We start from the raw sequence: 14,494 nt of genomic DNA, 5'->3' as shown, positions 1-14,494 counted from the left end.
TGAAGTGATTGAAATCAGAGGAAACGGCAGAACGCCGTTCGCGAGTAACCTAGCGCGGAGCGCCTTCGAAGGAAACCAAACTTCCGTGATCGGCCGTCGCGCCATTGCGCCGCATGAGGCGGCTGAATAAGGTGCGCCCGATCGAGTTCAGGAGGATGTCTCATGTTGCGTTTCGGTATTCTTTCAACGGCCAAGATCGGCCGCGATAACGTCGTTCCCGCCATCCAGGACGCCGAAAACTGCGTCATCACGGCAATTGCCAGCCGCGATTTTGCGCGCGCCCGGGACATGGCGGACCGCTTCTCCGTGCCGCACGCCTTCGGTTCCTACGAGGAAATGCTGGCATCCGATACGATCGATGCCGTCTATATTCCGCTGCCGACCTCCCAGCATGTCGAATGGTCGATCAAGGCAGCGGACGCCGGCAAGCATGTGCTCTGCGAAAAGCCGATCGCGCTGAAGGCATCCGAGATCGATGATCTTATCGCCGCTCGCGACCGCAACAAGGTCGTCATCAGCGAAGCCTTCATGGTCACCTATGCGCCGGTCTGGCGCAAGGTCCGCTCGCTGCTGCAGGAGGGGGCGATCGGCGAGCTTCGCCATGTCCAAGGCGCTTTCACCTATTACAACCGCGACCCCGGCAACATGCGCAACATTCCGGAACTGGGCGGCGGCGGCCTGCCCGATATCGGCGTCTATCCGGTCATCAGCACGCGCTTTTCCACCGGCAAGGAACCGTCCTGGGTGCAGGCCATCACCGAGCGTGACGCGGAATTCGGCACCGATATCTATTCCAGCGTGAAGGCCGATTTCGGTGATTTCGAGCTGAGCTTCTACGTCTCCACGCAGATGGCCGGCCGCCAGATCATGGTCTTCCACGGCACGGACGGCTATATCGAGGTCAAGTCGCCCTTCAACGCCAATCGCTGGGGACCCGAGGAAATCGAAGTGACCAATCGCGGCCACAACGAATCCCGCATCATCCGCTTCCAGGACAGCCGCCAGTACAGGTGCCAGGCGGAGGCTTTTGCCCGCGCCGCGGCTGGCGAGAAGGAAGAAATCGTCACGCTGGAAGATTCCAGGCTCAACCAGAAGGTCATCGATGCCATCTATCGCGCCAGCGAGCAGGATGGCTGGGAAGCCGTCTGAACCCTATTCGGCTTTGCCGCGGAAGACGAAGCGGGAATAGCCGAAGAAGCTGAAGAACATCGACGCTGCGGTCGCGAGCACCATTGCGATCAGCGGCTGCAGCGCCGGCAGCGACAGGAGCAGCGCCGAATAGAGCCCGTAATTGACAAGGGCCGCCGTCACCCCGACCGAGCCGTAGCGGAAGCCTTCCGCCGCCAGCGACCGGCCTGACCGGTCGAAGGTGAAGGTCCGGTTGAAGGCCCATGTCGTCGCCATCGCCAGCGCAATGGCAATCAGCCGGGCAATGAAGGGACCGAGCGGCGTCAGGTGCAGAAGGGCAGCAAGCACGCTCGCATCGACGATGAAGCCCAGTCCACCGGCGATCGCGAAGCGAATGAGCTTCTTCATGCGGCATCGGCCTTTTTGCCATCTAGCGTCATTGGCGCGCTCTTATCCCTTGCTGAGACCGGCGCTGCCAGGCTCATATAGTGGATGCGCAATTGCTCGGCCCGCGCCCGTGCAACGGAGTCCAGAATGACGCCGGCCGTAAACAGCATGATGGAGATCATTGCGAGCGCTGTCGAGAGCACCCAGGTCGGCATGCGGCTGACGAGGCCGGTCGCGAAATATTCCGCCAGCACCGGCCCCATGAAGCCGAGGCTTGCCAGCATGAAGAGGGCGCTGATCGTGCCGAAGAAAGCAAAGGGCCGCGTCTCCTTCATCAGCATGGCAAACATCCAGAGGATCTTGCTGCCATCGCGGAAGGTCGAGAGCTTGGAATGCGAACCTTCCGGGCGCCTGCCGTAGTGCAATTCCAGCTCGCTGACAGGCAATTTCAGCCGCGACGCATGCACCGACATTTCCGTCTCGATCTCGAAGCCGCCGGAAACCGCCGGGAAGCTTTTGACGAAGCGGCGCGAGAAGGCGCGGTAGCCGGAGAAGATATCGGTAAAGTCAGGCCCGAAGATCGCGCGGTAGAGGATGTTGAACAGCCGGTTGCCGAGGGCGTGACCCTGCCGGCCGGCATCGTCATGCACGCCGCGCCGGGTCCCGACCACCATGTCGGCCCGTTCGGTCAGCAGCGTCCGCACCAGCTCTTCGGCATCCTCCGGCGCATAGGTCCCGTCGCCGTCGGCGATGATGTAGATGTCGGCGTCGATATCGGCGAACATGCGCCGCACCACATGGCCCTTGCCCTGGCGCCGCTCCCGCACGACATGCGCGCCGGCAAGCATGGCATGCAGCGCCGTGCCGTCGGTGGAATTGTTGTCGTAGACATGGATATGCGCGTCGGGCAGCGCTGCCCGGAAACCTCTGACGACAGAACCGATCGTCGCCGCTTCGTTGTAGCAGGGCAGCAGAACGGCAATATCAGGACTTTCGCTGAGCGATCGCGCCATGGGGTTACACTCGTCACAAAGAAACCACGGCGAACTTACGCCATGCAGCGTTAACAAGCCCCTATGAGAAACAGGAGCCGTCACTCGCCGTGGTTTACACTTTCTTGACAAGCCAGGGCTAAGGTTGCCCATCACGTAAACGACCTGGCTATCATGATGAACGCAGTGCAGCCGATCGCCAAGGCGCAATCCGCATCGGCGAGGTCCGGTCTCATCGGCAGCATCCGGCAGATGCTGGTGCATCTTCTGCCATCGGCCCTCATCTACACCCTTGTCCTGATCGGCATCATCACCGTCATGAAATATGCCGGCGGGCCGGTCGATTATGTCGGCCCCGACAATGACGACGGCATGCGCCTCGTGGAGGTCAGGGATTTCCTGAACGGGCAGGGCTGGTTCGATCTGATGCAGTATCGGCTCGGCCTGGGCGAGGGTACGCTGATGCACTGGTCGCGGCTGATCGACCTGCCGATTGCCACGCTGATCCGCGTCTTCGGCCTCTTCCTCGGCCATGACGGCGCGGAAGCTGCGGCACTCGTGGTCTGGCCGCTGTCGCTCGTTTTCCCCGCCATGCTTGCCATGGGCCTTGCCGGCCGGCGTGTCGGCGGCCTTGCCGGCATGCACCTGTCCTTCTGTTTTGCCGGCATGGCGATCTATACCGGCAATCGCTTTGCGCCCGGCGCCATCGATCATCACAACGCCCAGCTTGCGCTGGTCGCGACCATGGTGGCAATGCTCTTCGATGAAAAGCAGCGCGCGTGGAACTATGCCGTTGCTGGCGCGTCGGCCGCAGTGGCAATCGCCATCGGCGCGGAAACCACGCCCTTCGTTGCCATCTATTGCCTGGTCGTGGCGCTGCTCTGGGTCTGGGAAGGCGAACCGTTTGCCGCCGCTGCCAAGGCTTTCGGGCTCAGTCTTGCCGTCACCATCAGCATCCTCTTCTTCGCGACAGTGCCGCCGCAGCGCTATTCGGCGGTGACTTGCGACAATCTCTCGCTCGGCTTCTACAGCCTGGCGACGATCGGCGGCGGACTGCTGCTCGCCTCCGCGATCCTTGCCAGCCGTCTCGGCCGCGGCTTGCGTTTGGCCGTGCTTGCGGTCGTCGGCACTGCCATCTTCGGGTCGGCCCTGGTCATTGCGCCTGAATGCCTGCACAACCCGCTCGCCGATCTCGATCCCATGCTGGTCGAGCTCTGGCTGCGCAATGTCTCGGAAGCGCAATCCGTTCTCGCGCTCAGCCGCAGAGATCCCTTTTCGGTCGGCGCATTTTATGCGCCTGGCCTGTTCGCGATCGCCGTCTGCATTTTCCGCGCCCTGCAGGGAGATCGCGTGCAGCTCCACCTCGTGCTTCTGGCGCTTCTGAGCGTCAGCTGGGCCGTCGCTCTGGTCCAGGTCCGGGGCGCCGTCTTCTCAAACCTCTTGTCCATCCTGCCGCTTGCCCTGCTCATCATCGACGTGCGCCGCATGTCGAACGGCGACAGCGAAAATGCCGCGGCTGCCCTCGTCTATATCCTGACGGTTCTGGCAAGCGTGCCGGCCGTGTGGGCCGTCGGCGGCGCGCTCGTCGAAATGCAGGTCAACAAGACGAAGAATGCGCAAGAGGCCGAAAGTCCTTCATGTTCCTCCAGGCAGGCGCTCGCTCCGCTTGCCGGCCTGCCTGCGGGACTTGTTTCCGCGCCGTCGGAAATGGGCGTGCCGATCCTGCGCTACACCGCCAACCGTGTTCTGTCGGCCCCCTATCACCGCAACCAGGGTGGCATGTTGACCGAGATGCATATCGGCCTGGCGGAGCCGCAGGAGGCGGAAGCGTTTCTGAAGGGGGCGGGCGTCACGATACTTGCCTTCTGCCCGGATGATCTGCAGACCAGCGAGATCGCCAGATTGAAGCCCGACGGGCTTTATGCGCAGCTTGGCAAGGGCAATGTCCCGGCCTATCTCGACCCGCTGCCGAAGGCCGCCGACAGCGGCGTCCAGTTTTTCCGCTACCGTATGACGTCGAACTGACGCTTGTTTTCAGGAGTGGACGCGTACGGCCCGCAGACGATCGGTGGTGAACAGGCCGCCGAGATAAAGCAGCAGGCCGGCATTGTAACCGATGATCGTGTAGAGAAGTGCCAGGAATGACACGGCGCCGCCGGAGGCGATGGCAGCGGCAGCAAAGGTCAGGCCGATCAACATGGCGACGATTGCGATAACACCGGCCGAGCGCATGAGGCCGACGGTGAGGCCCAATGTGGTTGCTGTCAGGATGATCATGTCGTCACCTCTTCTTCAGGTCGTTTGCGAGGAGCCTAGGGGTCCTCCGCTAACAAAAGTTTATTTGCCACCCTTAACGAAAGCTGCACTTGCGGCCATGGTTACGGATGCGTTCACCTGACGGCATTTCCTCCGGCTCGCGCCGGGCACCTGTGTCGATACGGATCAACTCTGTTACAGGCTGAAAAGTTCCGTTACTTTTGCGCTTACGTAAACGGAACTCTCCGGCTGCACCATCGGCGTTGGAACGAAGCAGCATCACGCTGACACTTCGATCGCGCCTGATCGACCGGTTTTCGGAAAGAGGGCGAGCCGATACCTGTGCGGTTGAGCAAGAGCGACAATACGGGAAGCGATCCCTCCCGCGCCATTCATCGACGGGGAATTTTCACTGTCACCAGCATGCTCATTTTTCGGGTCGGTGTTCGCCACTCCCTACGAACGTGAATGATACTAAGATTTTTTTTGGAGGAGCGATATCCCTATTTCTTGGGTCTCTCACCGATTTTTGAACAAAAAGCCGGCCTTCTCCGGCCCCGACCTTTCCGTTTGGCGGTGTTCAAAATAAAAAGGGGGGATGAGCAATGTCCTTGACGGCGATTCGCCCACCAATCTTGCGGAATATTCGGTCTCGGAGCTTTCCGGTTCCATCAAGCGGACCGTCGAGACAGCCTTCGATCAGGTGCGTGTGCGCGGCGAGATTTCCGGCTATCGCGGCCCGCATTCCTCGGGCCATGCCTATTTCTCGCTGAAGGACGACCGCGCGCGTATCGACGCGGTCATCTGGAAGGGCACTTTTTCCCGCCTGAAATTCCGCCCGGAAGAGGGCATGGAGGTGATCGCGACCGGCAAGGTCACGACTTTCCCCGGCTCCTCCAAATACCAGATCGTCATCGAGACGCTGGAGCCGGCCGGTGCCGGCGCGCTGATGGCGCTGATCGAGGAGCGCAAGCGCCGGCTCGGCGCCGAGGGCCTTTTCGATCCCGCGCGCAAGAAGCGCTTGCCGTTCATGCCAAAGGTGATCGGCGTCGTGACCTCGCCGACCGGCGCCGTCATCCGCGATATCCTGCATCGCATCTCCGATCGTTTCCCGGTTCACGTCGTCGTCTGGCCGGTCAAGGTGCAGGGGGAGGGCTCCGGTGAGGAAGTGGCGAACGCCATCCATGGCTTCAACGCACTGGAGCCCGGCGGCGCCATCCCGCGCCCCGATGTGCTGATCGTCGCCCGCGGCGGCGGTAGCCTCGAAGATCTCTGGAGTTTCAACGACGAAATCGTCGTGCGCGCCGCAGCCGATAGCCGGATTCCGTTGATCTCGGCTGTCGGTCACGAGACGGACTGGACCCTGATCGATTACGCCGCCGATGTCCGCGCCCCGACGCCGACGGGTGCCGCCGAAATGGCCGTGCCCGTCAAGGCCGAGCTTGATGCGCAGGTGGCTGGCCTTACCGCGCGCCTGCAAGGCGCCGTCAGCCGCCAGATGGATCAGCGCCGCCAGTCCGTCCGTGCCCTGATGCGCGCCCTGCCGTCGCTCGATCAGCTGCTGGCGCTACCCCGCCGCCGTTTCGACGAGGCCGCGACCGGCCTGGGCCGCGGGCTGGAACTCAACACCATCAACAAGCGCCGCGGTTTCGAGCGTGTCGCCTCGCATCTGCGCCCGGACGTCCTCTCCAACCGCATCACCGAACGCCGGCAGCTTCTGAACGAACGCATGGCCCGGGCCGAGCGAACGGTCGAGCGCCTGCTCGATCGTTCGAAATCGCGTATCGAACGCGCCGAGGCCATTTTAGCCTCTCTGCCGGCCCGACTGAAAACGCAGACCGACCGCGGTCGTGAACGCCTCGGCAATCTCTCGCGTCATGCCGATACGGCGATCCGCCACCAGCTGACGCGTGCCCGCGCCGAGCTTTCCGCGCAGGATCGCGTTCTTCAGTCTCTCTCCTACAAAAACGTGCTGAAGCGCGGCTATGCCGTCATCCGCGACGAGGAGAACAGGCCGGTTTCGCAGGCATCGGCGCTCTCCGCCGGCATGGGCATCGCCATTGAATTTGCCGACGGGCGTGTCGGCGCCATGACGACAGAGGGCGGCGCTGCGCCATCGGGAACCAGGAGGCGCGCCGCCAGGGCCGGCGAGCCGCCGAAGCAGGGAAGCCTGTTCTAGCAATGCGGATCCTGCTGGTCCTCGCCCATCCGCTCTCGGAAAGCTTTGCCGCTTCTGTGGCGCGTACCGCCCGCGAGGCGCTCGAAGCCTCCGGCCATACCGTCGATCTTCTGGATCTCTATGCCGAAGATTTCGATCCGCGCCTGTCCGAGGCCGAAAGGAACGGCTATTTCGATCTGCCCTACGATACGTCCGCCGTCGCCGGCATCGTCGCCCGATTGAAAGCGGCTGACGGCCTGGTTCTGGTTTTCCCGCAATGGTGGTTCAATTTTCCGGCCATCCTGAAGGGTTTCTTCGATCGCGTCTTTGCGCCGGGCGTGGCCTTCACCCACGATGCCGCCGGCGGCCGCATCGTGCCGCAGCTCACCAATATCAGGCTTCTCTACGCACTGACGACGACGGGCTCGCCCTGGTGGCTGGTGCATTTCTATATGGGCAATCCCGTCCGTCGGCTGCTGAAGCGTGGCATCGCCAATTTCTGTTCGAAGAAACTCGTCTTCCGCATGATGAGCCTGCATGACATGGACCGTGCGACGCAAGCCAGACGCAGGGCGCACCTGGAACGCATCCGCAGGGCGCTCGCGGCCGTCTGACTATTCGAAATCAGACAGGAATTTCTTGAGCAGCCGGTCGAGCGCTGCCTTGTCCTCGGCCGTCAGGTTGCGCGTCAGCCGCTGCTGGTTGGCGACATGCGCGCCGACCGCCTCTTCGACAGTCGCCAAACCCTTCTCGGTCAGCGCAATCAGCACGCTGCGCCGGTCTTCGGGATTGAACAGCCGTTCCACGAAGCCGGCCTTTTCCAGCTGATCGATCCGGTTCGTCATCGTACCGGAACTGACCATCGTCATGCCGAGCAGTTCTCCGGGCGAAAGCCGGTAGGGCGCGCCGGAGCGGCGAAGCGTGGCCAGCACGTCGAAGGCGGAGGAGGAGAGACCGTGTTCGAGCAGAACCGCTTCCACCTCGCGGGCGATATGCGTCGTCAGCCGCTTCAGCCGGCCGAAGATGCCCATGGGTTCGACATCCAGCTCCGGCCGCTCGCGCCGCCATTGCGCCAGGATTCTGTCGACGTGATCTTCCCCGCTCTTGTCCATGTCGCATCGATACCAGCAGATATCTTGACGTCAAGATAAAATCCGCTATCCTGAATTTATCTTGGCGTAGAGATTCTTGATATGAAGACAAATTCACGCCATGCCGCCGACGTGATGACGACTGCGATTGCGCCGGCCATCTGGGGCAGCACCTATTTCGTTACGACGTCCTTTCTGCCGCAAGGTTATCCGCTGACATCAGCGATGCTGCGCGCGCTGCCGGCCGGGCTGCTTCTGCTGCTGATTGTGCGCAAATTGCCGGCGGGCAGCTGGTGGGGCCGCGCCTTCATTCTCGGCGCGCTGAATTTTTCGTTTTTCTGGGCCATGCTCTTCGTTTCGGCCTATCGCCTGCCCGGCGGCGTGGCTGCGACGGTCGGCGCCGTGCAGCCGCTGATCGTCATTGCGCTTTCGCGCCTCTTCCTCGGCAAGCCGATCCGCTTCATGGCCGTTGCCGCCGGTCTGATCGGCATGGCAGGTGTGGCGCTGCTGGTGCTGACGCCGAAAGCGGCACTCGATCCCGTCGGCGTTGCCGCAGGTCTTGCCGGCGCGGTCTCCATGGCTTTCGGCACCGTGCTGACCCGCCACTGGCAGCCGCCCGTGTCCAGCCTGACCTTTACGTCCTGGCAATTGACCGCAGGCGGCATCCTGCTCGTGCCTGCGGCCTTTTTCCTGGAGCCGGCGCTTCCCATGCCGACGCCAGCCAATATCCTCGGCATCGCCTGGCTCGGCCTCGTCGGAGCTGCCTTCACCTATATTTTGTGGTTCCGCGGCCTCTCGCGCATAGAGCCTTCGGCCGCGGCCTCGCTCGGCTTTCTGAGCCCGCTCGTCGCGACGCTGCTTGGCTGGCTGGCGCTCGGCCAGAGCCTGACGCCAACCCAGATCTCGGGCTTTGCCATGGTGCTGTTCAGCGTCTGGCTCAGCCAGCGCAGCCTGATGCCGAAGGCGAGCGTTCCTATGCCCACTCGCCCTGGCGCATCACCGGCACCCGCGAGCCGTCAGGCTTGATGCCGTCGATATCGACCTTGTCGGAGCCGATCATCCAGTCGATATGGATCAGGCTGGAATTGCCGCCCTGCGCCCTGATCTGCTCCTGGCTCAGCGAAGCGCCGTCGAGGAAGCATTTCGAATAGCACTGGCCGAGCGCGATGTGGCAGGAGGCGTTCTCGTCGAACAGCGTGTTGTAGAAGAGGATGCCGCTTGCCGAAATCGGCGAGGAATGCGGCACCAGCGCCACTTCGCCCAGCCGGCGCGCGCCCTCGTCCGTATCGAGCACCTTGTTCAGCACCTGCTCGCCGCGCGAGGCCTTGGCTTCGACGATGCGGCCGCCCTCGAAATGAACCCGGATATTGTCGATCAACGTGCCCTGATGCGAGAGCGGCTTGGTGCTGGACACATGGCCTTCGACGCGCAGCGCATGCGGCGTGGTGAAGACTTCCTCGGTCGGGATGTTCGGATTGCAGGTAACGCCGTTCTTGGCCGTCGAGGAGCCGCCGTGCCACTCGTGGCCGTCCGCCAGGCCGACGGTCAGGTCGGTGCCCGGACCGGTGAAATGCAGCGAGGCGAAACGCTCGCCGTTCAGCCAGGACGAGCGCTTGGCGAGATTGGCATTGTGCTCGGCCCAGGCGGCGATGGGATCGGGCACGTCGACGCGCGATGCCGCAAAGATCGCCTTGGCGAGTTTGGCGACGGCGATTGCCTCGGGATCGTCGGGGAAGACGACCTTCGCCCAGGAGGGATTGGGGTAGGAGACGATGTTCCAGTTGATATCGAAATTGGAGATCTTCTCCAGCGCCGGCTTGTAAGCCGTGGAATTGGCGCGGTTGGCGCGGCCGACCTTGCTGGGGTCCTGCTCGGCCAGCAGCATCGGGTTGTCGCCGGCAACGGCAAGACGGGCGGCACCGTTTTCATAGGCTTTCGCCATGCCGTCATAGAGCCAGCCGGAAGCCCGGTCGAAGCTTTCGTCGCTGCCGTACTGGTAGCGGGCAAGCGTCGTCTCCTCGTCGGAATAGAAGGTGGAAACGAGGCCGGCGCCCGAGAGATAGGCGTGTTTGGTAATCAGCCGTACGAGCGGCAGCGCCACGACCGGGGCGGTGATGACGAGATCCTGCCCTTGCTGCAGCTGCAGGCCGACCTTGATGGCGACTTCCGCGAGCTTCTCGAGTCTGGCGGGATCAACGGTGTTCTGGCTCTGGGGCATGAAAGTCATGGTTCAACCTGCCTTCTGTCATCGACGGTGGGAGGCTGGAAGACTTAGACCCGTTTGCGGCGAAAATGAAGCGCGCCGCAGCCGAAATGATGCGGCCGGACAGATGTCCGGCCGCGTTGAAACATGCCTCTTTCAGGCTGTGACGGACTGCCTGAGCAGGATGGAATTGTGCTGTCTGAGGAATTCCCTCAGCCGGGAAGAATAGTCGTCGCCGACGGCCCCCTTGACGCTTGCGCGCTCGCAGAGCGCCTTGCGCCAGCGCTGCACTCGCTCCAGCCCGTCGAATATGCCGCTGTCGCCAAGCGTGTCGAAAAGATCGAAATAGCGGAACACGGGCGCAAAGACGGCATCGACGAGGCTGAAGCTGGCACCGGAAAAATACGGTCCGTCGGCCAGTGCCGCTTCAACCGTCTCGAACTTGGCGGCGAGGGCCTTGCGCTTGGTCTCGAGCTGCTGCGCATCCTCGGCCGTTTCATAACCCCAGAGATCGGAAAGCACCGACGAGCCGAATTCCATCCAGCCGCGGTGGCGGGCGCGCGCCAGCGGATCGGCGGGATGCAGGGCCGCACCCGGCTGCGTTTCCTCCAGATATTCGCAGATAACACTGCTTTCGAACAGCACGGCCTCGCTGCCGTCCGCTTGCTCGATCCGCAGCAGCGGGACTTTGCCGAGTGGCGAGATTTTCAGGAACCAGTCCGGCTTGTTGGCGAGGTCGATATTGATGCGCTCGAAAGGCACCTGCTTTTCAAGAAGCGCGATCGCGGCCCGCTGCACATAGGGGCAAAGGTGGTGGCTGATCAGGGTAAGCTTGCTCATGGCGATCTCCGGGGCCGCGCCATGCGGCCGATAGATGGATGATAAAGTAGATGCAACTGCATATAATAGCCGTTGCGTCGCCGATCAAGTTAAATGTAATTGCATCTATGTCCGATGAGCACCCAAGACCGAGCGATGCCGCCACCAGCGCATGGATACACGTCATGCGCGCCCGCGACCGTCTGCTCGCCGCGATCGAGGCCGATCTCAAGACGGCAAAAATGCCGCCGCTTTCCTGGTATGATGTCCTCTGGGAGCTGGCGCGCTCGCAGGACGGGCGATTGCGTCCCTATGAGATCGAGGAACGGACGCTGCTTGCGCAATATAACCTGTCGCGTCTGGTGGACCGGCTGGAAAAGGAGGGCCTGGTCCGCCGCGAGACATTCGACGAGGATGCACGCGGCCGCTGGGTGGTGATCACCGATGCCGGGCGTCGGTTGCGAGAGCGCATGTGGGCGGTCTACGCGAAATCCATCGAGGCGAATATCGGCTGCAGGCTTACAGAGCGTGAGGCGAATACCATAACGGCCTTGCTCGCGCGTTTCCTTTGATCAGGCGATCAAGGGCGCGCCGGCCGCCTTCAGCACCTTCAGCGCGTCCTTCGGGTCCAGCCGAACCTGCAACCCGCGCTGCCCGCCATTGATGTAGACCAGTGCCTCGGCAAGCGCGGTTTCTTCGATCGCGGTGGGAACGGTCTTCTTCTGCCCGAAGGGGCTGATGCCGCCGACATGATAGCCCGTCAGCCGCTCCGCGTCGGCCGGCTTCATCATATTGGCCGATTTGCCGCGAAAGGCGCTGGCAAGCTTTTTCATGCTGACCTCGCGGTCGGACGGTACGACAACGCAGACCGGCTTCCCGTCCACTTCCGCCATCAGCGTCTTCAGGACGCGATGCGGCTCCTCGCCGAGCGCCTCGGCCGCCTGCAGCCCGACACGCTCGGCGTTCGGATCATAGTCATAGGTATGGACCGTGAAGGCGATTCCGGCCTGCGTGAGAACCTGGGTGGCGCGGGTGGTCTTCGACATGGCTCAGCCCTTGAACGTCTGCGCGTAATTCTCCGGCTTGAAGCCGATCAGCAGCTTGCCGTCCGCTTCCAGCACCGGCCGCTTGATCATCGAAGGCTGGTCGAGCATCAGGGCGATCGCCTTCTCGCGGTCAAGGTTTTCGCGCGCCGCGTCCGGCAGGCTGCGGAAGGTCGTGCCGGCGCGGTTCAGCACTGTTTCCCAGCGGGCCTCGTCGGTCCAGCGTTCCAGATGCGCCCGATCGATGCCGACGGCCTTGTAGTCATGAAACGCGTAGGCGACGCCGTGGCTGTCCAGCCAGCTGCGGGCCTTCTTCATCGTGTCGCAATTCTTGATCCCGTAGATGGTGATGGCCATGCCGGTTCGATCTCCCTGTTTCGGCAGGGAGATATCATGCCGGATGAGCGCTGCAAACGCCGTCTGGCGCTTATCCCTCAAGCTCTTCGATGAGCGCCGGCAGGTCGGCCACGGTCTCGATGATGTAATCGGCACCGGCGGCGATCAGCTTCTCGCCGATCCGCCTGTGCAGGTCGGCGCGTGCCTCCGGCGACAACGCATCCAGCTCTTCGGGCGTCAGGCCCGCCTCGTTGCCGGAGAGCGTCACACCGACGGTTACGCAGCCGGCAGCGGCACCTTCGGCAATGCCGGGTTCGGTATCGTCCACCTTCAGCACGGCGCAGGCCGGATAGACCATCAGGTCGAGAAAGCACTTATACATGCCGATCGGCGTCGGCCGGCCAAGCGGCAGATCGTCGGCGCAGATCAGATTGTCGGGTGTATAACCCTGTTCGGCAGCGAGCGGCAGAACCCGCTCCATGATCGAGCGCGTATAACCGGTGGTCGAGCCGATCTTCATCCGCCGTTCGCGCAGATATTCGATGGTTTTGGTCGCGCCCGGCACCAGCGTGCAATAGTCGGTCACGACAGCTTCGTTCAGCGGCACGAAAAGCTCGTAGACGCGGTCGATGGCCGCCTCGTCGGCAGCTGTCCCCTGCGCGGCCTGCCAGCGGGCGGCGATATGCGGCTCGGCCAGCATCGCTGCGATATGCGCGCGCTTGGGAAGCCCCATCGGCTTGCGGGCATCGGCGATCGTCACCTCGACGCCGAACTTGCCGAAGGTTTCCACAAAGGCGCCCATCGGTGCAAAGGAACCGAAATCGATGACTGTGCCGGCCCAGTCGAAGACCACTGCCTTGAACTGCATCATGCTGCGCTCCCGTAAAGATCTTCGATGGTTTCCTCGCCGATGCCGAAGGCGGTCGAGGCGCCGCAGCCTGCAGTGACGATGACGATGCGCAGCGCGTCGGAAGGCCTGTCGGTAAACCGCCAGCGGTCCGGGGCAGACGCATAGGTGCCGACCCAGCGCTCGGTGATGAAGCGCCCCGGAAGATTGAGCACGGCGTCCATTTCGTCGAGCGTCAGCCGGTCCACCCGCTCCAGGCCGAAAGGATCGGGCGTTTCGGAGTAGTGATGGCTGTCGCCCACGATCAGCGAGCCGTCTTCCGACTGCGTGACGATCAGATGGATGCCGTTTTCCCGCTCCGGCTTGAATTCGCGGTCGAGCCGCGCCTTCAGCGCCGTCGCTTCCGGCAGTTCGGCATAACCGAGATAGCGCCCAAGCCCGAGATCGGACATGACGGCGGTGCTGAGCGAAACGCGCTGGGCCGGGACCACACGCATCATCTGCAGCTTGCAGCGGGTGACGTTGTAGGCGGCGATCCGGTCCGCAAACAGGCTCTTGAAATCATCGCCGGGGCAGACGATCACCGTCTCCGCCTGGATCACTCCGGTCGAGGTTTCCACGCGCGGCGGCTCCACGGCGCGCACGGCTGTCGAGCGGCGGAAGTCGATGCCGTATTTGACTTCGAGATAGCGGGCGAGCAGGGGAATGGCCGTGCGGGATTCGACCCGCAATTCGTGCGGACTGTAGAGCGTGAAGCGCCCCGCCTCCGGCCGCAGGGCCGGCACGAGCCGCCGCGCTTCGTCGAGCGTCAGCCTTTCGCAGCCTTCGCCCATCTCCGTGCGCAGGAAGGCATCGATCACGGCTTCGGATTCGTCGAGCCTTGCGGCCAGCAGCAGCCCGCGCTGCAGGACGTCGATGCCGGCGTCGTCGACGATTTCGGCCCAGATATCGCGGGCCTGGCGCGCCTTCTCCCAGCAGTCGCCGGCCTGCTGGCCGGTCACCGTCACAAAGCCGAAATTGCGTACCGACGCGCCGTTTGCCTGTGCGTCGCGGTCAACAACGACGACCCGCTTGCCGCGCTTTGCCGCCGCCAGCGCATGCGCCAGCCCGACGATCCCCGCGCCGACGATCGCAATGTCGTAATGCGGCATGAAAGCTCCTTCGCAACATGTCTGCAACGGCTTGGCGGATTTTCTTGAAGCCCGTGTGACAGTTGCGCGCAGCCTTACATCAG

Annotated in this window: 16 protein-coding genes; 6 read left to right on the top strand and 10 right to left on the bottom strand. The window is 63.0% G+C overall.

Annotated elements, in window-relative coordinates:
• Positions 1-162 precede the first annotated feature (162 nt).
• Positions 163-1,149 carry a Gfo/Idh/MocA family protein gene (locus tag ACU8HS_RS07870; RefSeq protein ID WP_112565156.1) on the top strand — a complete coding sequence of 329 codons (987 nt, stop codon included), beginning with the start codon at positions 163-165 and terminating at the stop codon, positions 1,147-1,149.
• A 3-nt stretch (positions 1,150-1,152) separates the two neighbouring features.
• Here ACU8HS_RS07870 and ACU8HS_RS07865 read toward each other — a convergent pair whose 3' ends face one another.
• The gene (locus ACU8HS_RS07865) at positions 1,153-1,536 is read right to left on the bottom strand and encodes a GtrA family protein (RefSeq protein WP_112565158.1); all 384 of its coding nucleotides are present in this window, start codon (positions 1,534-1,536) and stop codon (positions 1,153-1,155) included.
• Positions 1,533-2,528, bottom strand: coding sequence for a glycosyltransferase (locus ACU8HS_RS07860; protein WP_113499006.1), 996 nt, complete (start codon positions 2,526-2,528; stop codon positions 1,533-1,535). The genes ACU8HS_RS07865 and ACU8HS_RS07860 overlap by 4 nt, the downstream gene beginning before the upstream one ends.
• A 156-nt stretch (positions 2,529-2,684) precedes the next feature.
• On the opposite strand from ACU8HS_RS07860, the gene ACU8HS_RS07855 reads away from it, so the two are divergent.
• Positions 2,685-4,532: a hypothetical protein gene (locus ACU8HS_RS07855; protein ID WP_447015888.1), complete on the top strand. Its 1,848-nt coding sequence runs from the start codon at positions 2,685-2,687 to the stop codon at positions 4,530-4,532.
• A 9-nt stretch (positions 4,533-4,541) separates the two neighbouring features.
• Here ACU8HS_RS07855 and ACU8HS_RS07850 read toward each other — a convergent pair whose 3' ends face one another.
• The gene (locus ACU8HS_RS07850; protein ID WP_112755215.1) at positions 4,542-4,784 is read right to left on the bottom strand and encodes a hypothetical protein; all 243 of its coding nucleotides are present in this window, start codon (positions 4,782-4,784) and stop codon (positions 4,542-4,544) included.
• 577 nt (positions 4,785-5,361) lie between these two features.
• Between ACU8HS_RS07850 and xseA the strand changes: the two genes are divergently transcribed.
• Together xseA and ACU8HS_RS07840 are read left to right on the top strand one after the other, a co-directional pair.
• On the top strand, positions 5,362-6,942 hold the full coding sequence (gene xseA, locus ACU8HS_RS07845; RefSeq protein ID WP_447015717.1) for an exodeoxyribonuclease VII large subunit: 1,581 nt from the start codon (positions 5,362-5,364) through the stop codon (positions 6,940-6,942).
• Between the two features lie 2 nt (positions 6,943-6,944).
• Positions 6,945-7,535: an NAD(P)H-dependent oxidoreductase gene (locus ACU8HS_RS07840; RefSeq protein ID WP_112705727.1), complete on the top strand. Its 591-nt coding sequence runs from the start codon at positions 6,945-6,947 to the stop codon at positions 7,533-7,535.
• On the opposite strand, the gene ACU8HS_RS07835 is transcribed toward ACU8HS_RS07840, so the two are convergent.
• Positions 7,536-8,033 (bottom strand): MarR family transcriptional regulator, encoded by a 498-nt coding sequence (locus ACU8HS_RS07835; RefSeq protein ID WP_112565168.1) that lies wholly within the window; start codon positions 8,031-8,033, stop codon positions 7,536-7,538.
• 81 nt (positions 8,034-8,114) lie between these two features.
• On the opposite strand from ACU8HS_RS07835, the gene ACU8HS_RS07830 reads away from it, so the two are divergent.
• Positions 8,115-9,038, top strand: a complete 924-nt coding sequence (locus ACU8HS_RS07830) for an EamA family transporter (RefSeq protein ID WP_447015716.1) — start codon at positions 8,115-8,117, stop codon at positions 9,036-9,038.
• Here the strand turns inward: ACU8HS_RS07830 and ACU8HS_RS07825 are convergent.
• Together ACU8HS_RS07825 and ACU8HS_RS07820 are read right to left on the bottom strand one after the other, a co-directional pair.
• Positions 8,986-10,239, bottom strand: a complete 1,254-nt coding sequence (locus ACU8HS_RS07825) for an aminopeptidase (protein WP_112565172.1) — start codon at positions 10,237-10,239, stop codon at positions 8,986-8,988. The genes ACU8HS_RS07830 and ACU8HS_RS07825 overlap by 53 nt on opposite strands.
• A gap of 132 nt (positions 10,240-10,371) precedes the next feature.
• Positions 10,372-11,055 (bottom strand): glutathione S-transferase family protein, encoded by a 684-nt coding sequence (locus ACU8HS_RS07820; protein ID WP_447015715.1) that lies wholly within the window; start codon positions 11,053-11,055, stop codon positions 10,372-10,374.
• A 107-nt stretch (positions 11,056-11,162) separates the two neighbouring features.
• Between ACU8HS_RS07820 and ACU8HS_RS07815 the strand changes: the two genes are divergently transcribed.
• Complete coding sequence (locus ACU8HS_RS07815; RefSeq protein WP_112565176.1) at positions 11,163-11,606, top strand: MarR family winged helix-turn-helix transcriptional regulator; 444 nt, start codon at positions 11,163-11,165, stop codon at positions 11,604-11,606.
• On the opposite strand, the gene ybaK is transcribed toward ACU8HS_RS07815, so the two are convergent.
• From ybaK to ACU8HS_RS07795, 4 genes are all read right to left on the bottom strand, one after another.
• Positions 11,607-12,080, bottom strand: a complete 474-nt coding sequence (gene ybaK / locus ACU8HS_RS07810; protein WP_112755224.1) for a Cys-tRNA(Pro) deacylase — start codon at positions 12,078-12,080, stop codon at positions 11,607-11,609.
• 3 nt (positions 12,081-12,083) lie between these two features.
• The gene (locus tag ACU8HS_RS07805; RefSeq protein ID WP_447015714.1) at positions 12,084-12,434 is read right to left on the bottom strand and encodes an ArsC family reductase; all 351 of its coding nucleotides are present in this window, start codon (positions 12,432-12,434) and stop codon (positions 12,084-12,086) included.
• Positions 12,435-12,504: 70 nt separating this feature from the next.
• Positions 12,505-13,284: a phosphonoacetaldehyde hydrolase gene (gene phnX / locus ACU8HS_RS07800; RefSeq protein WP_447015713.1), complete on the bottom strand. Its 780-nt coding sequence runs from the start codon at positions 13,282-13,284 to the stop codon at positions 12,505-12,507.
• Positions 13,281-14,411 (bottom strand): TIGR03364 family FAD-dependent oxidoreductase, encoded by a 1,131-nt coding sequence (locus ACU8HS_RS07795; RefSeq protein WP_447015712.1) that lies wholly within the window; start codon positions 14,409-14,411, stop codon positions 13,281-13,283. The genes phnX and ACU8HS_RS07795 overlap by 4 nt, the downstream gene beginning before the upstream one ends.
• Between the last annotated feature and the right edge of the window lie 83 nt (positions 14,412-14,494).

It is taken from the genome of Rhizobium sp. KDH_Rht_773_N, assembly GCF_052946295.1.
The sequence above is the reverse complement of the archived record's forward strand: the minus strand, read 5'-3'. Positions and strand labels throughout refer to the sequence as shown.

What these genes read in the sequence shown, in the direction of transcription:
- ACU8HS_RS07870 (WP_112565156.1), top strand. Translation starts at nt 163, where the DNA reads ATGTTGCGTTTCGGTATTCTTTCAACGGCCAAGATCGGCCGCGATAAC.
- ACU8HS_RS07865 (WP_112565158.1), bottom strand. Translation starts at nt 1,536, where the DNA reads ATGAAGAAGCTCATTCGCTTCGCGATCGCCGGTGGACTGGGCTTCATC.
- ACU8HS_RS07860 (WP_113499006.1), bottom strand. Translation starts at nt 2,528, where the DNA reads ATGGCGCGATCGCTCAGCGAAAGTCCTGATATTGCCGTTCTGCTGCCC.
- ACU8HS_RS07855 (WP_447015888.1), top strand. Translation starts at nt 2,685, where the DNA reads ATGAACGCAGTGCAGCCGATCGCCAAGGCGCAATCCGCATCGGCGAGG.
- ACU8HS_RS07850 (WP_112755215.1), bottom strand. Translation starts at nt 4,784, where the DNA reads ATGATCATCCTGACAGCAACCACATTGGGCCTCACCGTCGGCCTCATG.
- xseA (WP_447015717.1), top strand. Translation starts at nt 5,362, where the DNA reads ATGAGCAATGTCCTTGACGGCGATTCGCCCACCAATCTTGCGGAATAT.
- ACU8HS_RS07840 (WP_112705727.1), top strand. Translation starts at nt 6,945, where the DNA reads ATGCGGATCCTGCTGGTCCTCGCCCATCCGCTCTCGGAAAGCTTTGCC.
- ACU8HS_RS07835 (WP_112565168.1), bottom strand. Translation starts at nt 8,033, where the DNA reads ATGGACAAGAGCGGGGAAGATCACGTCGACAGAATCCTGGCGCAATGG.
- ACU8HS_RS07830 (WP_447015716.1), top strand. Translation starts at nt 8,115, where the DNA reads ATGAAGACAAATTCACGCCATGCCGCCGACGTGATGACGACTGCGATT.
- ACU8HS_RS07825 (WP_112565172.1), bottom strand. Translation starts at nt 10,239, where the DNA reads ATGACTTTCATGCCCCAGAGCCAGAACACCGTTGATCCCGCCAGACTC.
- ACU8HS_RS07820 (WP_447015715.1), bottom strand. Translation starts at nt 11,055, where the DNA reads ATGAGCAAGCTTACCCTGATCAGCCACCACCTTTGCCCCTATGTGCAG.
- ACU8HS_RS07815 (WP_112565176.1), top strand. Translation starts at nt 11,163, where the DNA reads ATGTCCGATGAGCACCCAAGACCGAGCGATGCCGCCACCAGCGCATGG.
- ybaK (WP_112755224.1), bottom strand. Translation starts at nt 12,080, where the DNA reads ATGTCGAAGACCACCCGCGCCACCCAGGTTCTCACGCAGGCCGGAATC.
- ACU8HS_RS07805 (WP_447015714.1), bottom strand. Translation starts at nt 12,434, where the DNA reads ATGGCCATCACCATCTACGGGATCAAGAATTGCGACACGATGAAGAAG.
- phnX (WP_447015713.1), bottom strand. Translation starts at nt 13,284, where the DNA reads ATGATGCAGTTCAAGGCAGTGGTCTTCGACTGGGCCGGCACAGTCATC.
- ACU8HS_RS07795 (WP_447015712.1), bottom strand. Translation starts at nt 14,411, where the DNA reads ATGCCGCATTACGACATTGCGATCGTCGGCGCGGGGATCGTCGGGCTG.